The 15,886-nt window shown below is 65.0% G+C and carries 16 protein-coding genes and 1 tRNA gene; 10 read left to right on the top strand and 7 right to left on the bottom strand.

What is annotated here, in order from left to right; genetic code table 11:
* Window positions 1–22: 22 nt before the first annotated feature.
* A complete protein-coding gene (locus IB257_RS11310; RefSeq protein ID WP_192492319.1) occupies window positions 23–1,183 on the bottom strand; it encodes a Xaa-Pro peptidase family protein in 1,161 nt (386 codons plus the stop codon).
* Window positions 1,184–1,293: 110 nt separating this feature from the next.
* Between IB257_RS11310 and IB257_RS11315 the strand changes: the two genes are divergently transcribed.
* Complete coding sequence (locus tag IB257_RS11315) at window positions 1,294–2,178, top strand: LysR family transcriptional regulator (protein WP_158598560.1); 885 nt, start codon at window positions 1,294–1,296, stop codon at window positions 2,176–2,178.
* Between the two features lie 26 nt (window positions 2,179–2,204).
* On the opposite strand, the gene IB257_RS11320 is transcribed toward IB257_RS11315, so the two are convergent.
* Window positions 2,205–2,279, bottom strand: a tRNA-Cys gene (locus tag IB257_RS11320).
* An 82-nt stretch (window positions 2,280–2,361) separates the two neighbouring features.
* Between IB257_RS11320 and IB257_RS11325 the strand changes: the two genes are divergently transcribed.
* Both IB257_RS11325 and ptsJ read left to right on the top strand, forming a co-directional pair.
* Window positions 2,362–4,626: an Orn/Lys/Arg decarboxylase N-terminal domain-containing protein gene (locus IB257_RS11325; protein ID WP_192492320.1), complete on the top strand. Its 2,265-nt coding sequence runs from the start codon at window positions 2,362–2,364 to the stop codon at window positions 4,624–4,626.
* 95 nt (window positions 4,627–4,721) lie between these two features.
* Window positions 4,722–6,017 (top strand): transcriptional regulator PtsJ, encoded by a 1,296-nt coding sequence (gene ptsJ / locus IB257_RS11330; protein WP_192492321.1) that lies wholly within the window; start codon window positions 4,722–4,724, stop codon window positions 6,015–6,017.
* 12 nt (window positions 6,018–6,029) lie between these two features.
* On the opposite strand, the gene asd is transcribed toward ptsJ, so the two are convergent.
* Window positions 6,030–6,875, bottom strand: a complete 846-nt coding sequence (gene asd, locus IB257_RS11335) for an archaetidylserine decarboxylase (RefSeq protein WP_192492322.1) — start codon at window positions 6,873–6,875, stop codon at window positions 6,030–6,032.
* A gap of 119 nt (window positions 6,876–6,994) precedes the next feature.
* Here asd and hisC point away from each other — a divergent pair, with 119 nt between their 5' ends.
* Window positions 6,995–8,077: a histidinol-phosphate transaminase gene (hisC, locus tag IB257_RS11340; protein WP_192492323.1), complete on the top strand. Its 1,083-nt coding sequence runs from the start codon at window positions 6,995–6,997 to the stop codon at window positions 8,075–8,077.
* A gap of 23 nt (window positions 8,078–8,100) precedes the next feature.
* Here hisC and IB257_RS11345 read toward each other — a convergent pair whose 3' ends face one another.
* Together IB257_RS11345 and IB257_RS11350 are read right to left on the bottom strand one after the other, a co-directional pair.
* Entirely contained in the window at window positions 8,101–8,673 is a 573-nt protein-coding gene (locus IB257_RS11345) for a redoxin domain-containing protein (RefSeq protein WP_125472261.1), read from the bottom strand.
* Between the two features lie 61 nt (window positions 8,674–8,734).
* A complete protein-coding gene (locus IB257_RS11350) occupies window positions 8,735–9,280 on the bottom strand; it encodes a carboxymuconolactone decarboxylase family protein (protein ID WP_175159855.1) in 546 nt (181 codons plus the stop codon).
* Between the two features lie 122 nt (window positions 9,281–9,402).
* On the opposite strand from IB257_RS11350, the gene IB257_RS11355 reads away from it, so the two are divergent.
* The 6 genes from IB257_RS11355 (at window position 9,403) to IB257_RS11380 (ending at window position 14,331) form a co-directional block, all read left to right on the top strand.
* The gene (locus IB257_RS11355; RefSeq protein ID WP_192492324.1) at window positions 9,403–10,269 is read left to right on the top strand and encodes an AraC family transcriptional regulator; all 867 of its coding nucleotides are present in this window, start codon (window positions 9,403–9,405) and stop codon (window positions 10,267–10,269) included.
* 107 nt (window positions 10,270–10,376) lie between these two features.
* Entirely contained in the window at window positions 10,377–11,219 is an 843-nt protein-coding gene (locus tag IB257_RS11360) for a YggS family pyridoxal phosphate-dependent enzyme (RefSeq protein ID WP_054452122.1), read from the top strand.
* Between the two features lie 5 nt (window positions 11,220–11,224).
* Window positions 11,225–11,497 (top strand): hypothetical protein, encoded by a 273-nt coding sequence (locus tag IB257_RS11365; RefSeq protein ID WP_054452121.1) that lies wholly within the window; start codon window positions 11,225–11,227, stop codon window positions 11,495–11,497.
* A gap of 11 nt (window positions 11,498–11,508) precedes the next feature.
* On the top strand, window positions 11,509–12,204 hold the full coding sequence (locus IB257_RS11370) for a glutamine amidotransferase (RefSeq protein ID WP_054452120.1): 696 nt from the start codon (window positions 11,509–11,511) through the stop codon (window positions 12,202–12,204).
* Between the two features lie 261 nt (window positions 12,205–12,465).
* Window positions 12,466–12,951: a cupin domain-containing protein gene (locus tag IB257_RS11375; RefSeq protein WP_054452119.1), complete on the top strand. Its 486-nt coding sequence runs from the start codon at window positions 12,466–12,468 to the stop codon at window positions 12,949–12,951.
* 33 nt (window positions 12,952–12,984) lie between these two features.
* Window positions 12,985–14,331 (top strand): MFS transporter, encoded by a 1,347-nt coding sequence (locus IB257_RS11380; RefSeq protein WP_225588876.1) that lies wholly within the window; start codon window positions 12,985–12,987, stop codon window positions 14,329–14,331.
* Here the strand turns inward: IB257_RS11380 and IB257_RS11385 are convergent.
* Window positions 14,303–14,980 carry a GntR family transcriptional regulator gene (locus IB257_RS11385; RefSeq protein WP_119450402.1) on the bottom strand — a complete coding sequence of 226 codons (678 nt, stop codon included), beginning with the start codon at window positions 14,978–14,980 and terminating at the stop codon, window positions 14,303–14,305. The genes IB257_RS11380 and IB257_RS11385 overlap by 29 nt on opposite strands.
* A gap of 144 nt (window positions 14,981–15,124) precedes the next feature.
* Window positions 15,125–15,868 (bottom strand): GntR family transcriptional regulator, encoded by a 744-nt coding sequence (locus tag IB257_RS11390; protein ID WP_125472257.1) that lies wholly within the window; start codon window positions 15,866–15,868, stop codon window positions 15,125–15,127.
* Between the last annotated feature and the right edge of the window lie 18 nt (window positions 15,869–15,886).

The following is a 15,886-nucleotide window of genomic DNA, read 5'->3' on the forward strand; positions in this document are numbered from 1 at the left end:
GTTGTTGGAGCCGGTCTTGTTGTCAGACGTCGATTTCGATCAGCTCGCGCGGATAGCGGGTGAGCACTTCGCAGCCGTCCTCGGAGACGGCCACGCTTTCGCTGGCCATGAAGCCGCCTTCGGGCATGAAGAGGGAAGGCACCAGGTGAAAGGTCATGCCGGGCTCAAGCACCGTGGGGTCGTCCGGACGCAGCGCGAGGAAGCGGCCCTCGGCCCAGTTGGGCGGAAAGCCGATGCCTATGCCGTAGGCCGTGCGGTGATCGAAGTAATGCCCCAGCCCGGCCCGCTCGAAGACCGCGCGGCAGGCCTGGTCCACCTGGGCGGAGGTGACGCCGGGGCGGATGGCGTCGATGGCGGCGTCCAGCGCGGCGATGACGGTGCCGGCCAGGAAGCGCTGCCGCTCGGTGGCGCGCCCGACCACGCAATTGCGGGAGATCATGGCGTGATAGCGGTTGATGTTGGCCGCGGCCTCCAGGAACACCAGGTCGCCCCGCTTGAGCTCCCGGCGCTGCCAGGTGGTGAAGCAGACGCCGCTGGCGCGCCCCACGGCCACCAGCGGCACGCGGGTGTATTCGCTGCCCGCCTTGGTGGCGCCGTGCAGCATGGCGGCGGCGAGATCGTTTTCGGTGGCGCCGACTGCGATCGCGCGCACTGCGGCGTCGATGCCGGCGACCGCCGCGTGCGCGGCCTGGCGCATGAAGCCCAGCTGCGCCGGGGTCTTGATCTTGCGCGCCTCTTCCATCGGGCCTTGCCAGTCGGCCAGCCGTGGGCCCATGCGGGCTTGCAGCTGCTTGTAGGCGGCCACGCTGAGGTAGCCAGAAGCCGTTTCCAGGCCAATGCGGCCGCTGGGCAGGATGTCCTTCAGGTAGCTCGCCAATACATCGACCGGGTCGCTGATGTCATCGATGGCGACAAAGCGTGCGATGTTGCGGTTGCCGGTCGCCACGGCGTGGTTGACCTGGCGCGAGACCATGGCGATGCCGCCGTCGGGCGAGACCACCAGGCACTGGAAGGTGAAGTAGCCAATGGAACGGTAGCCGGTCAGCCAGTAGATATTCTCGGGGTCGAACAGGATGGCGGCTGACAGGCCCTGAGCCTGGATGTCCTGTGCCAGCAGCGAGAGGTTCGCGGCATAGGTTTCCGGGCCGAACGGCAATTCCATGGTTGCGTAGTTTTCCGACACGATGGGTCCTGGATGAAAGTCGAGCGTTCATCCTAGGAACAATCTGCATAACTGCCTAATACCAATAATTGCCATCCCTATAGCTAAATAGTTATAGTCGGCGCATGAACGTGAGAGAGATAGAAATCTTCAGGGCGGTGATGCGCGAAGGCTCGGTGTCCCGGGCGGCGCAGGTGCTGCTGATTTCACAGCCTGCCGCCAGCAAGTACATCGCCCAGCTGGAGCGCCGCGTGGGCGTGGCGCTGTTCGTGCGCAAGGGAGGGCGTCTGCTGCCTACGCCCGAAGGCAGGGCGCTTTATGGCCAGGTCGACCGGCTGTTCTCCGGCCTTTCGCAACTGGATAGCTTCATCAAGGACCTGGGCAGCGAAAAGCAAGGCCACCTGACCGTGGCGTCCTTGCCCTTGCTGTCCTTGACCGTCATGCCGGACGTGCTGGCCAGTTTCATGGCGGACCGGCCCAATATCTCCGTGGCTTTGCAGACGCGCAGTTCGGCGCGCATCGTCGAATGGGTGGCAGCGCGCCAGGTGGATATGGGGGTGTGCTTCTACGGGGGGCAGCACCCGGGCGTGGTGGCCGAGCCGCTGGTGAGCCTGCAGCTATATTGCGCCATTCCTCCCGGCGACCCGCTGGAAAAGTTCGACACCATCCGTGTGGAACAACTGGCTGGCCGCGACCTCATCATCTACGACAACCTGGACCACACCCGCTTCTGGCTGGAAGCGCTGCTGGAGCAGCAGAAGGTCTACGCGCGACGTCGCGTGCAGGTGTTCTGGACCTCGGTGGCGATGGAACTGGTGATGCGTGGCGTGGGCATCGCGCTGGTAGACCGGCTGACCGCCGCGCGCATCCCGGGCGGGCTGGATCAGCTGCGGCCGCTGGAGCCGGGCGCCTCGTTCGATCTCAGCCTGGTATGGCCAGAGCATTGGCCGTCGTCGGTCATCGCGCTTTCATTCGCTGACGCGTTGCGCGAGCATCTGCGCGACCACGCAACCTAGCGCACCGCGCCCGCGGCCAGGAAAACTGGAGGCGCGGGCTGGAATCGAACCAACCTTCGCGGATTTGCAATCCTGCTGCATAGCCACTCTGCCACCGCGCCGTTTATTTTGTCCTAGGACATATATAATTATGTTCGAGTACAAACTAAAACGCAAGCGGCAACCCATAGACAGAGGACAGCAATGCAGTTCCAGTTTCCCATCGTCATCATCGACGAGGACTTCCGCTCGGAAAACACGTCCGGCCTGAGCATCCGGGTATTGGCCGAGGCCATCAAGGCCGAAGGCTTCGATGTGCTGGGAACGACCAGCTACGGCGATCTCAGCCTGTTCGCGCAGCAGCAAAGCCGCGCCAGCGCCTTTATCCTGTCCATCGACGACGAGGAACTCGCGCACGGCGAGGGCGTCGCGCCCGCGCTGCTGGCATTGCGGGAATTCATCAGTGAAGTTCGGCGGCGCAATGCCGACGTGCCGATCTATGTGTACGGCGAAACCAAGACCGCGCGGCACATTCCGAACGACATCCTGCGCGAACTCCAGGGTGTTATCCATATGTACGAGGACACGCCCGAATTCGTGGCGCGACACTTGATCCGCGAGGCCCGGGCCTATCTGGAGGGCGTCAAGCCACCGTTCCTGAAGGCGTTGCTGGACTACGCCGAGGACGGATCCTATTCCTGGCACTGCCCGGGCCATTCGGGCGGCGTGGCGTTCCTGAAGAGTCCCGTGGGTCAGATGTTCCATCAGTTCTTCGGCGAGAACATGTTGCGCGCGGACGTCTGCAACGCTGTGGAGGAGCTGGGGCAACTGCTGGATCACAACGGCGCCATCGGCGCGAGCGAGCGCAACGCCGCGCGCATTTTCAATGCGGACCACTGCTATTTCGTGACGAACGGTACCAGCACCAGCAACAAGATCGTGTGGCACCACATGGTGGCGCCGGGCGATGTGGTGCTGGTGGACCGCAACTGCCACAAGTCCATCCTGCACAGCATCGTCATGACGGGAGCGATACCCGTCTTTCTACGCCCGACACGCAACCATTTCGGCATCATCGGCCCGATTCCGCGCAGCGAGTTCGATATCCAGGCCATCCGGGAGAAGATCCGCGCCCATCCGCTGCTCAAGCACCTGGACGCCGACGCGGTCCGCCCGCGGGTGATGGCGCTGACGCAGTCGACCTACGACGGCATCATCTACCAGACCGAGGAGATCAAGGCAGCGCTGGATGGCTACGTGGACGCCTTGCACTTTGACGAGGCCTGGATGCCGCACGCGGTGTTCCACCCGTTCTATGGCGCCTACCACTGCATGGGCAAGCAGCGCGCGCGGCCCAGGGAATCGCTGGTTTTCTCTACGCAATCGACGCACAAGCTGCTGGCCGGAATCAGCCAGGCCAGCCACGTGCTGGCGCAGGACTCCATGACGCGGCGGCTGGATCGGCATCTCTTCAACGAAGCCTATCTGATGCACACCAGTACCAGTCCCCAGTACGCCATCATCGCCAGCTGCGACGTGGCCGCGGCCATGATGGAGCCGCCCGGCGGCACGGTGCTGGTGGAGGAGAGCATCGCCGAGGCCCTGGACTTCCGGCGCGCGATGAAGGAGGTCGGCACGCATTTCGCCGATGGCGACTGGTGGTTCAAGGTCTGGGGGCCGGAGACGCTGGCGCCGGAGGGCATAGGCTCGCCCGAGGACTGGATCATCCGCGGCGGCGACGGCGAATCGTCCTGGCACGGATTCGGGGCGCTGGCGGACGGCTTCAACATGCTGGATCCGATCAAGTCCACCATCGTGACGCCAGGGCTGGATCTGGACGGCAATTTCGCGGACGGCGGCATTCCGGCCTCCATCGTCACCAAGTTCCTGGCGGAGCATGGCGTGATCGTGGAGAAGACCGGGCTGTACAGCTTCTTCATCATGTTCACGATAGGGATCACCAAGGGCCGCTGGAGTTCGCTCTTGACCGCGTTGCAGCAGTTCAAGGACGACTACGAACGCAACCAGCCCATGTGGCGGATCCTGCCGGAGTTCTGCCGCAAGCATCCTCGCTACGAGAACATGGGCTTGCGCGACCTGTGCCAGCATGTCCATGCGACCTATGCCAGGCATGACATCGCCCGGCTGACCACGGACATGTACCTGACTGACGTCACCCCCGCGATGAAGCCCTGCGATGCCTATGCCTGCATCGCCCAACGCCGCACCGAGAGGGTGGAGATCGACCATCTGGAAGGCCGCATCACCACCAGCCTGATCACGCCCTATCCCCCGGGCATACCGTTGCTGGTCCCGGGCGAGGCGTTCAACCGGACCATCGTCGATTACCTGAAGTTCTCGCGCGAGCTGAACCGCGAGTGTCCCGGGTTCGGCACGGACATCCATGGCTTCGTGGAGCTGCGCGACGCGGACGGAAACCTGCGTTACTACGTGGATTGCGTGCGGTAAGCCCGCTTTATGCGGACTGGAAATCCATGTCAAACTTACGCCGGGAGTCGGCGCGGCCGCTGCCCATGCCAGGAACGGAATTGTCTTAGGACGCTATGAAAATACAAGGAAAGACCGCCGCTGAGATCTTCGATTGCGTGCGCGGGCTGGCTCAGTCGGGCCAGTTGCCGCCGGGCCAGGCGTTGCCGCCGGTGCGCGATCTGGCGGTCGAACTGGATATCAACCGCAATACGGTCGCCGCCGCCTATAAGCGCTTGGTGACGGCCGGCATCGCGCTGACCCAGGGGCGCCTGGGCACCATCATTCGCGACCAGTCCGGTCCGGGCGAACAGGAAGGCGCGCTATCGGATTCGCCCTTGGCCGACCTGGCCAGCGGCAATCCCAATCCGGCCTGGCTGCCGGACCTGAGCGCGGCCCTCGCGATCCGGCCCTATCAGCCGCGGCTCTACGGTGAACCCACGGTCAACGCGGGATTGGAAAGCTATGCCCGCGCCTGGTTCGCGCGGGACTGTCCGGCGCCTTTCGAGATCAACCTGACCCACGGCGCAGTGGACGCCATCGAACGGCTGCTCAGCTCGCACCTGGTGGCTGGGGATAAGGTGGCGGTCGAAAATCCCTGCTTCCTGAGCAGCATCAACATGCTGCGCATCGCCGGCCTGCAGGCGCTGGGCGTGCCGGTCGACGCCGAAGGCATGCAGGCGGCAGCCCTGGAAGCGGCGCTGGCCAAGGGCGCGCAGGCCGTAATCCTGACGCCGCGCGCCCACAACCCCACGGGCTGCAGCCTGAGCGAAAAACGGGCGAAGGCGTTGGCGCGGGTGCTGGCCAAGTATCCCCATGCCATGGTCATCGTGGACGACCACTACGCTTTGCTGTCGGCCAAGGAGTACCACTCGGTGCTGCCTTCGGGCACGCAGCGGTGGGCGCTGGTGCGGTCTTTCTCCAAGACGCTGGGTCCCGACGTGCGCCTGGCCATGGTGGCCAGCGATGCCGCGACCTCGCGCCAGTTGCGCCTGCGCCTGGCTTCCGGCACCAGCTGGGTCAGCCATCTGTTGCAGGACATGGTCGAGGTCACGCTGGGCCGGCCCGAGGTGGCCAAGCAGATGGCCCAGGCCCGCAAGGACTACGCCCAGCGGCGCAAGGCCTTGGAAGGCGCCTTGTCCGAGCAAGGCGTGCCATACGCCGCGGACGGCGACGGCCTGAACCTGTGGGTACCGCTGGATACCGACGACCAGGCGGTCGCGCTGGCCCTGGCCCATCGCGGCTGGTTGGTGCGCCATGGAGATGCCTTCGGGGTCCAGGAGCCGGTCAGGGGCCTGCGCATCACCGTCTCTGCGATCGAACCCGGGCAGTGCCGCAAGCTGGCGCGGGATATCCGGGAAAGCATGGTCTAGCCACGGCCGGCGTCAACGCCGGTCGGCCATGGCTTGTCCCAATCTGACGGCGCGCCCTGTCTTCCAGCCGGGATGGAACCGCCAGGCGTTGCCCGGCATCAGCAACACCACGGTCGACCCCAACTGGAAATGTCCCATTTCGGCGCCTTGCGGCAAGCGCAAGGGGGCCTGGCCGCCGTAGTCCCATTGCTGGATACGCCGGCCCCGCGGCGCCACCTGGCCATGCCAGGCCGTGGCTATGCTGCCAACGATGGCGGCGCCCACCAGCACCATGGCGTAGACGCCATGGAGTGGATGCTCGAACCAGCAGACCAGCCGCTCATTGCGCGCCAGCAGGCCATCCATGTGCTGCACGATCTCCGGCCGGACGGAATACAGAGTCCCCGGCACATGGCGCATGCCCAGCAGGCGTCCCTCGCAGGGCATGTGCACCCGATGGTAATCGCGCGGACTGAGATAGATCGTGGTGAACCAGCCGCCTTCCAATGCGCGCGCCAGGTCCGCATCGGCCAGCAGTGCGGCCCCGCTGTACCGACGCTGCTTGGCCTGGATCATCTGCCCCAGGCTGATGCGGCCGAACTGGCTGACGATGCCGTCGGCAGGACTGGTCCAGTCCGCATCGGCCAGCTTGCGGGCGCCAGGGCGCAGGGCGCGCGTGAAGAAGGCATTGAAACTGTCATAGGCCCTGGGGTCGGCGTGCAGGGCTTCGGCGAGATCGATGCCGTACCACTTGGCATAGCCGCGTATCAGCGGCTGGGCCACCCATGGCTGGCGGCATGCGGCCAGCCAGCCGGCGCAACGTGTCAACCAGCGCCTGGGCGTAATGCGGTGGATAAACAGGGAAAGAGAGGTAGACATGACACTCGCGTTCGCGTGATGGCGGTTATTGTCCTGAATCATAGTGTAGTATGGCATAGGACAAAATTTACGATACACATACCGTAGATTGCTTACCGAGAGGCCGCAGCCGCAACAACATGGTTTCCCTACATAGCCCGCGCGTTGAAACCTTGTCGCCCTATATGCCTGGAGAGCAGGCTCCCGGCAATGGATGGATCAAGCTCAACACCAACGAGAATCCCTATCCGCCGTCCTCCGCCGCGATAGCAGCCATCGCCGCTGCGGCTGCTGACGGTCTGGAGCGTTATCCGGACCCGCAGGCCGGGCATTTGCGCGAGGTCATCGCGCAGTATCACGGGGTGCCGGTAGCGCAGGTCTTTGCTGGCAACGGCTCCGACGAAGTGCTGGCGCTGGCGTTCTGCGCGTTCTTCCAGCACGGCGTCCAACCCTTGCTGATGGCGGATGTGACCTACGGCTTTTATGAGGTGTATTGCCGCCTGTTCGGCATACGCTGCGCGCAGATCTCCGTGGACGAGCGCTTGAGGCTGGACCTGGACGGATTCGCGGCGCTGGGCGCCGCGGATGCGGGCATAGCCGGCATCGTGATCGCCAACCCGAACGCGCCCACGGGAGAGTGCCTGCCGCTGGACCGCGTGCAGCGGCTGCTGGAGATCCAGCCTCGCCGGCTGGTGCTGGTGGACGAGGCCTACGTGGACTTCGGCGGGCGCTCCGCCATTGCGTTGGTCGAGCAGTATCCGAACCTGCTGGTGGTCCAGACGCTGTCGAAGTCCAGGGCGTTGGCCGGCCTGCGCGTGGGGTTTGCAATCGGGCAGACGTCGTTGATCGCCACGCTGGAGCGGGTGAAGAACAGCTTCAACTCCTATCCGCTCGGGCGACTGGCCCAGGCAGGCGCTGCAGCGGCCTTTCAGGACCGCGCCTATTTCGAGGAGACGCGGCAGGCCATCATCGGCACCCGTACCTTGCTCTGCGCGCATTTGCGCCTGATGGGCTTTGACGTCTTACCGTCACAGGCGAACTTCCTGTTTGTCCGTCATCCGCGCTTCGACGCGCGCTTGCTCGCCGCCGGCCTGCGAGACGCGAAAATACTGGTGCGCCATTTCGCGCGGCCACGCGTGGAGCAATACCTGCGCATTTCCGTGGGCACCGAGGAGCAGGCGGCCTGCCTGGTGCGCGCGCTGCGCGCCCTGGTTCAGCCATAGCGGCACCGGAGGACCCGCGGCGTCTAGCGCGGACGCGGCGCGGGGCAGCTTAGCGCGTCGCACTCGTCGCGGGCGGGATCATCGGATGCGGCCGCGTGTGCCGCAGGAACATCGTTCTCCGCCAGCAGCCTCCCAATGGTTGCGCCCAGGGCCAGGTCGTCGATGCTGCCAAAGTGCTGCAGGCGCACGCGTCCCTGGCGGTCCAACAAGACCAGGCTGGGCGTGCCGCGCAAACCGTAGGCTTGCATGGTCATCGGGATGGCGCCCGTCGCCGCTGGCCGGTCTATGCCGATGGGAAAACTCCACCGGTACTCGTGATTGAAGGCCCGCAGCGCGGCGGGCCCCATGACGTCGTGGTGTTCGAACACGGTGTGCAGGCCGATGACCGCGACCTCCTGGCCGCGGAACAGTCTGTGCACGCGTTCGGCCTGCGGCAACCCATGCGACAGGCACCCGGGGCATAGCATCTGGAACGCATGCAGCAGCACGACCTTGCCGCGCAGGGCGGCGAGTTCGATGGGACCGTCCGCATTCAGCCATTCGTCCGCCAGCAAGGGCGGGGGCAGTGCGTCGGCCAGGGTGTCTGATCGGGACATCTGAATGCTCCTCTGATGCGGCCGGCGGGGCGATGACGCCCCGCCGGCCGCTGTGGTCGTGCTATGCGGCGCGGCGCAGCTTCACGGCCGGGAAATCCACCGGCACGGCAAACGCCACGTTGACGTAGTTGGTGAACAGGTTGAGCGCGACGTGCGCCAGGATCTCGACGATCTCCTGGTCGCTGTAGCCAGCCGCGCGTACGGCCTGCACGTCGGCTTCGCTCACTTGCCCGCGCGCTTCCACCAGCTTGAGCGCAAAGCGCAGCGCCGCAGCTGTCTTGGGATCGGCGGCGTCGCCGCCTTGCGCGGCCGCCATTTCTTCGGCGCTGGCGCCTGCCTTGCGGCCCAGGGCCGTGTGGGCCGCAAGGCAGTATTCGCAAGCGTTGCGGTCGGCCACCGCCACCGCGATCTGTTCGCCCAGCTTGGCGGGAATGACCCCGCCGCCCAGCGCGCCGAAGGCGCCCCACATGCTCTGCAGCGCAGCCGGCGAATTGGCCACGGCCTTGAACATGTTCGGTGTTGCGCCAAAGGCGCCGTGGATCTGCGTGAGCAGCGCCTTGCGGTCCGCGCTGGCGCTGCTGGCATCGATAAGAGGAACTCGGGACATGTCGGTAACTCCTGGAAATGAAAAAAAGGCCGCCGATATCGAACGGGCTGGAGGAATCGTACGTAGAATGTCTGGACGCAAGGTGTTGTTTAATCCATTAAAATTGTCATTTCGTCCAAGATATGAGCAATCCTCTTCCCATTCAGGTTGACCGGCTGTCGGCGCTGCTGGACCGTTTCCGGGTGCGCGCCACGCTGTTCCACACGGGTGCGCTATGCGGCACCCAGGCTTTCGAAGCCGTGCCTGGGCGCGGCTTCCTGCACGTGTTGCGCCGGGGCGAAATGGAAGTGCGGCATCGCCCGGGCGAGACCGCCACGCCGCGCCTGCGCCTGGCCGAGCCGACCCTGCTGTTCTACCCGCGCGCCGTGCATCACGAATTCGTGAACCCGCCGCGGGACGGCTCGGATTTCACCTGCGCGGCGTTGGATTTCGATGGCGGCGAACGCAATCCCATCGTCCAGTCGCTGCCGTCCGTGGTGCGGATCCCGCTGGACGCGGTCGAAGGCTTGCGGCCGGCGCTGGACCTGCTGTTCGCCGAGGCGGATCAGGTGCGCTGCGGTTCACGCCTGTTGGCCGACCGCCTGTTCGAGGTGGTCTTGATCCAGCTGCTCAGGTGGATACTCGACCATCCGGAGGAAGTGGGTGTGACCAGCGGTCTGGTGATGGGCCTGTCCGATCCGCGTCTGGCCAGGGCGTTGGTGGCGCTGCACCGCTCGCCGTATGAAGACTGGTCGCTTGCCCGGATGGCGGCGATGGCGGGCATGTCGCGCAGCGCCTTTGCAGCGGCCTTCAAGGATGCTACCGGCGCCACGCCCGCGGCCTACCTGACCGATTGGCGCTTGAGCCTGGCGGCGTCCATGATGCGGTCCGGCCGCGCGGTCAAGCTGGTGGCGGCGGAGCTGGGATTTGCCAGCGCCTCGTCCTTGTCCAAAGCGTTCCGGCAGCGGATGGGTGTTTCGCCGCGCGAGTGGCAGGCGGCCAACGCGTAGCATCGGCCGCCTGCGCGCCGGCGTGATAATATTGACCTATGACAAAACTTCAGACGGCATAAGCGTAATGGAAAGCGCCCGCCGTTGTTCCTCCGCGAGGTTCAGGCATGAGCGAGCAAGACCCAGGGCAAGACAAGGGCACCCAGACACAGCATGACCAGCATGGCCGCTGGCCGCAGGCGCAGTCGGTCGAAGACTTCCGCCACAACCTGGCCACGGTCAACGGACGCATCGCCGATGCCGCGCGCCGCGCCGGGCGCGATCCGGCCACGGTGCGCCTGCTGCCCGTGAGCAAGACGGTGGAGGAAGCGCGCATCCGGCTGGCCTACGAGGCTGGCTGCCGCTACCTGGGCGAGAACAAGCTGCAGGAAGTTTCGAGGAAATGGGAAGCCATGGCCGACCTGACCGATCTGCGATGGTCGGTCATCGGCCACCTGCAGACCAACAAGGCCAAGCTCGTGGCCCGCTATGCGGCCGAGTTCCAGGCGCTCGACAGCCTGCGGGTCGCTGAGGCGCTGGACCGCCGGCTGCAAGCGGAAGGGCGCCAGCTGGACGTTTTCGTGCAGGTCAACACCTCGGGCGAAGCCAGCAAGTATGGGCTGCAGCCGGACGAGACGGCGGCCTTTCTGCGCGAATTGCCCGCGTTTTCGGGACTGCGGGTGCGCGGTCTGATGACCCTGGCGCTGTTTTCGGCCGAAGCCGCGCGCGTGCGCGAGTGCTTCGTGCTGTTGCGCACGCTGCGCGACCAATTGCGCCAGGACGCGCCCGCGGGCATCGGCCTGGATGATTTGTCCATGGGCATGTCGGGCGACTACGAGATCGCCATCGAGGAAGGGGCCACCGTGGTCCGCGTCGGTCAAGCCATCTTCGGCGCGCGCAACACGCCGGATTCCTACTACTGGCCGACCGACAACGGCGCGGAATCGCGCGCGTCCGGCTCTCAGGAGTAGCGCGCATGCCGGTGTACCGACTCATCATCAAGCGCGACGGCCGCCTGATCGGTCATTTCGAATCCACTGCGGCGTCCGCGCTGGACGACAGCCGCGACATCGCGGCGCGCCTGCCGGCCAAGGACGGCTATCAGCTCAGCCTGCAGGTCGCCGAGGGCGAACGGCGCCTGCTGGAAAGCACGCCGCAAGGCATACGGTTGCTGGCATCGGAAAACCTGTTCGTCTCAACCCCCGAAGGCTTACTGGGCGGATTGGACCGCCATCCGAGCCCGCAATAGGAGTCCCTGGAATGAGCCTCAGCGCTTTGGCGATCCGCCACGTTCCCTTTGAAGACCTGGGCATATTGGCGCCGGTCTTGGCCGATCGCGGCTACAGCGTGCGATACCTGGAGGCCGGCGTCGACGCCATCGACTCCGCCACCGTGGCTAACGCCGACCTCGTCGTGATCCTGGGCGGCCCCATCGGCGTCTATGAAACCGGCCGCTATCCCTTCCTGGAGCCGGAGCTGCGCGCCATCGCGCAACGCCTGCGCCAGGACAAACCGACCCTGGGCATATGTCTGGGCGCGCAACTAATGGCGGCAGCGTTGGGCGCGGACGTGGTGTCCACCGGCCGCGCCGAGATCGGCTATGCGCCGTTGACCCTTACGCAACAAGGGCAGGATTCCGTGCTGAGCGCGGTCGGGTCGGTGCCGGTGCTGCATTGGCATGGGGACCAGTTCGCCATCCCCGAAGGCGCGGCGCGCCTGGCCGAAACGCCGGGCTTCCCGAACCAGGCGTTTGCGCTGGGACCCAGGATACTGGGCCTGCAGTTCCATCTGGAGGCGGATTCCGCACAGATCGAACGTTGGCTCATCGGCCATGCCTGCGAACTGAGCCTGCGCCAGATTGATCCCGCGGTGATCCGCGAGGACGCGCGGCGTTATGGTCCCCAGCTTGAACACGTCGCGCGCCAGGCGATCGAGCAATGGCTGGACCAGATCTGAGTCTGTCCTATGCCCTGGCGCGTCCTGGCGACGAGGACGCTGCGCAACCATAGCCTTGCATAGGCGCAAGGGGCGCGCTGCGCCCCGTTCCAATTCGCCGCGGCCTGCGGCTCTCGGCGCTTCTTCCGCTCGCCATCTCTACCGCTGAATCTAAGGGTTAAACCCAGTAGCCGCTTCGATGTCCGATGAATAGGATCCCGTTTTACACAAATGGGATCCTATTTGTGTTTGTCACTTTTCTTTCTTCAGGACGGACAGCACATGACCAGCATCGACACCATCACAGGCAAGAAGATCATCAACGAGGGCGGCCGCGGCGGTCCGCTGACCGAGGACCACCAGGGCATGCGCGCCCGCCACGAGGACGACCTCGAGTGGACCAACCTGCGCTACGAAGGCCAGTTCGCAAAGATGATGTTCCATCCGACGGCGGAGGATCCGACCATTCCGAACGCCGGCATCGTGCGCTACGAAAAGGGTTCGGGACACCCGCTGCACAACCATTACTTCGCGCAGATCTGGTACATCCTGGACGGCAAGTTCCTCATCGAAGGCAAGCTCCACGGCAAGGGTTCGATGATCTTCCATCCGGATCCCCATTTTGAAAGCAAGCTAGAAACCATCGAGGCCGGCACGATTCTGTATGTGCAGTACGTCGGCCCGCACACCCGCCAGGGCGCGATCTACGAAGGCCGCTTCAACGTCAGCGAGCGCAAGAGCCTGGCGGAAGAGACCACCGCCGTGTAGTCGGGCGAAAAAAAGAAAACAAGGGAGACCGGGATGAACGCCATCTCACAACAGCCGTCCTCGCGCTCGAAGAAGCATTACGTGACCGCGGGACTGTCCAGCATGATCGGGACCACCATCGAGTGGTATGACTTCTTTCTATACGGCATTGCGGCAGCGCTGATTTTCAACAAGATCTACTTTCCCGCGATCGATCCCATCAGCGGGACGCTGGCGGCCTTCGGCACCTATGCGGTCGGTTTCATTGCGCGGCCGCTGGGCGGCATCGTGTTCGGCCATTTCGGCGACCGCGTCGGCCGCAAGTCGATGCTGATGATCAGCCTGATGCTGATGGGCGTGCCCACCATCCTGATCGGACTGACGCCCAGCTACGAGACGATCGGCTACTGGGGCGCAGTGGCCCTGGTCTTCTTCCGTTTCCTGCAAGGCCTGGCGGTGGGCGGCGAGTGGGGCGGAGCCGTGTTGATGGCGGTAGAGCATGCCCCCGAAGGCAAGAAGGGCCTGTTCGGCAGCCTGCCGCAAGTCGGGGTCGCGCCCGGCCTGATCCTGTCGTCGCTGGCGATGGGCGCGGTCTCCAGGCTGCCGGAGGCGGATATGCTGAGCTGGGGCTGGCGGCTGCCATTCCTTGCAAGCGTGTTCCTGCTGCTGGTCGGTTGGTACATCCGGGCCAAGGTCAGCGAATCGCCGGAATTCAAGCAGGCGCAGGCCCAGCCGAAACCGGACGCGCTGCCCTTGAAGACGGTGCTCCGAGAGCACAAGGTTCCCGTGTTGACCGCACTGGTGGCCTGCATCTCCGAAAAGACCTGGTTCTATACGCTGGCGACGTTTTCATTGACCTATGCCGTGGGTACGTTGGGGCTGCCGCGTGAAACCATATTGACGGGTGTCATTTGGGGAGCGGTCGGTGCATTGTTCACCATCCCGCTGTTCGGGTTGCTGGGCGACATGATCAGCAAGCGGGCGATATTCATCGCCGGCGCGCTGGGGATCTCGCTGTTCAGCGCGACATTCTTCTCGCTGCTGGATGAGAAGACGGCTTATCACACGAACATCGCGATGCTGGTGGCGTTCGGCTTGGTATACGCCGCGATGTATGCGCAGGAATCCAGCCTCTTTTCCAGCATGTTCCCGCCGGACGTCCGCTATACCGGCATCTCGCTGGCCGTGCAGATAGGCGGGGCGATAGGCGGCGGCACCGCGCCGCTGGTGGCGACGTACCTGCTGTCCCAGGGCGGAGGGTCGCCGCGGTTCATCGTGCTGTATCTGGCGGGGCTGGGATTGATCGCGGCAGCCTGCGGCGTGTTGATGCGTCCCTATGGGAAGCCGCAAGGCGCGAGCGGCGCAAAGCTGGCTAGCGCCGCGACTCCATCCATTCGATGACGAGTTCAGTCGTCCGGGATATGTGCGTGGCCATCGCTTCGCGAGCGGCGGGGCCATTGCGCAAGGTCAGCGCCGTGATGATGTCCTCGTGCTGTTTGATGTTCTCTTCCATCAGGCGGGGTGGCATCTTGGAGGCGAACCCCAGCACGTTGGAAACGATGCTGCCCTGCAACTCGGCGACCAGCTCGTGCAGACGTTCGTTGTGGCTGGCCTGGGTGATCAGGCTGTGGAATTTGGCGTTGAACTTCAGCCAGTCGGAACCGCTTTCGCTGCGCACGCGCGAGCGCAGGGCGTCGGCGTAGTGCTTCTGGTGCTGCGCCAGCAGTTCCAGGTCATGGTCGTCGATCCAGTCCACCGCCAGTTGCGCGGCCAGCCCTTCGAGTTCGGCGCGGATCTGGAAGGCTTCGCGGATGGCGCGGATGGATGGCACGGTGACCACGGCGCGGCCGGTACTGGTCAGCGTAATGGCGCGCCGCGCTTCGAGAAACCGCAAGGCCTCGCGGATGGGCGTGCGGCTGGTTTCGAACTCGGTCGCCAGCTCGTACTGGCTCAAGGCATCGCCGGGCAGGTATTGCCCGTTCCTGATCCGTCGCAGGATTTCTTCCGAAATCTCGATCGAGGATCTAGACGTGTTCCTGGTCTCGCTCATGCTCGAATCCGTGTCGCTTCCTGTGCGGGTCGGCAGGCGCTCCACGGCTTGCGAGTGGCCAGGCTGATCCATGTCCCTGGCGTCTGCGTTGCGCCCTTCCGCCGGCATGGTAGCACGTGGCTTTCGGCCGAATCGGGGCCGCGGCTACCGTGGCGGCTTGCGGCCTTCAGGACGCTTTTGCAGCCAGTCCACCACGAACTCCCCGGACTCATGGATATGCGCGCGCATGGCGGCGCGCGACGCCGCGGTGTCGCGCGCCGTCAGCGCTTCGACGACGGCCGCATGATGTTCGATGTTCTTCTTCATGCGGGCCTCGTACATGCCCAGCACGGTCATGTTGAGAATGTTCTTGGTGTAGTCCGTGTGCAGGTCCTTGATGATGCGCTCCAGCGACGGATTGCCGGCGGCGCGGAAGATCAGGGCATGAAACTCCTGGTTCTTGACGACCCAATGCCGCATGGGCGCGGCGGCCTGGCGCGGCGCGGCCGAGCCGCCCGCGTTGACCTCGGCGTAGAGCGCGGCGACCGCCTCGGCGCATTCGGCGTGCGCGGCCTGCAGTCTTTGCAGGTCGGCGTCGGAGATCCAGCGTGCCGCCAGTTCCGCCGCCATGCCTTCCAGCTCGCCGCGCAGCCAGTAGTTCGCGCCTATGTCCTTGAGGGTCGGCGCCACCACCGTGGCGCCGTAGCGCGGCTGCTGCACGATCAGGCCCTTGGTCTCCAGCTGCCGGAACGCTTCGCGCACCGGCGTGCGGCTGACGTCGTATTCTTCGGCCAGGGTCTCCTGCCGCAGCTTCTGTCCGGGCGCATATGCGCCATTGAAGATCTTGGCGGAGATCGACTCCACCAGATGCTGCACCAGCTCTTCCGCGGCGGGATAAATGCGATCCATGGCCTGACTCCCCTGTTC

It is taken from the genome of Achromobacter sp. ACM03 (assembly GCF_014851665.1).
Classification (GTDB): Bacteria; Pseudomonadota; Gammaproteobacteria; order Burkholderiales; family Burkholderiaceae_B; genus Achromobacter; species Achromobacter aegrifaciens.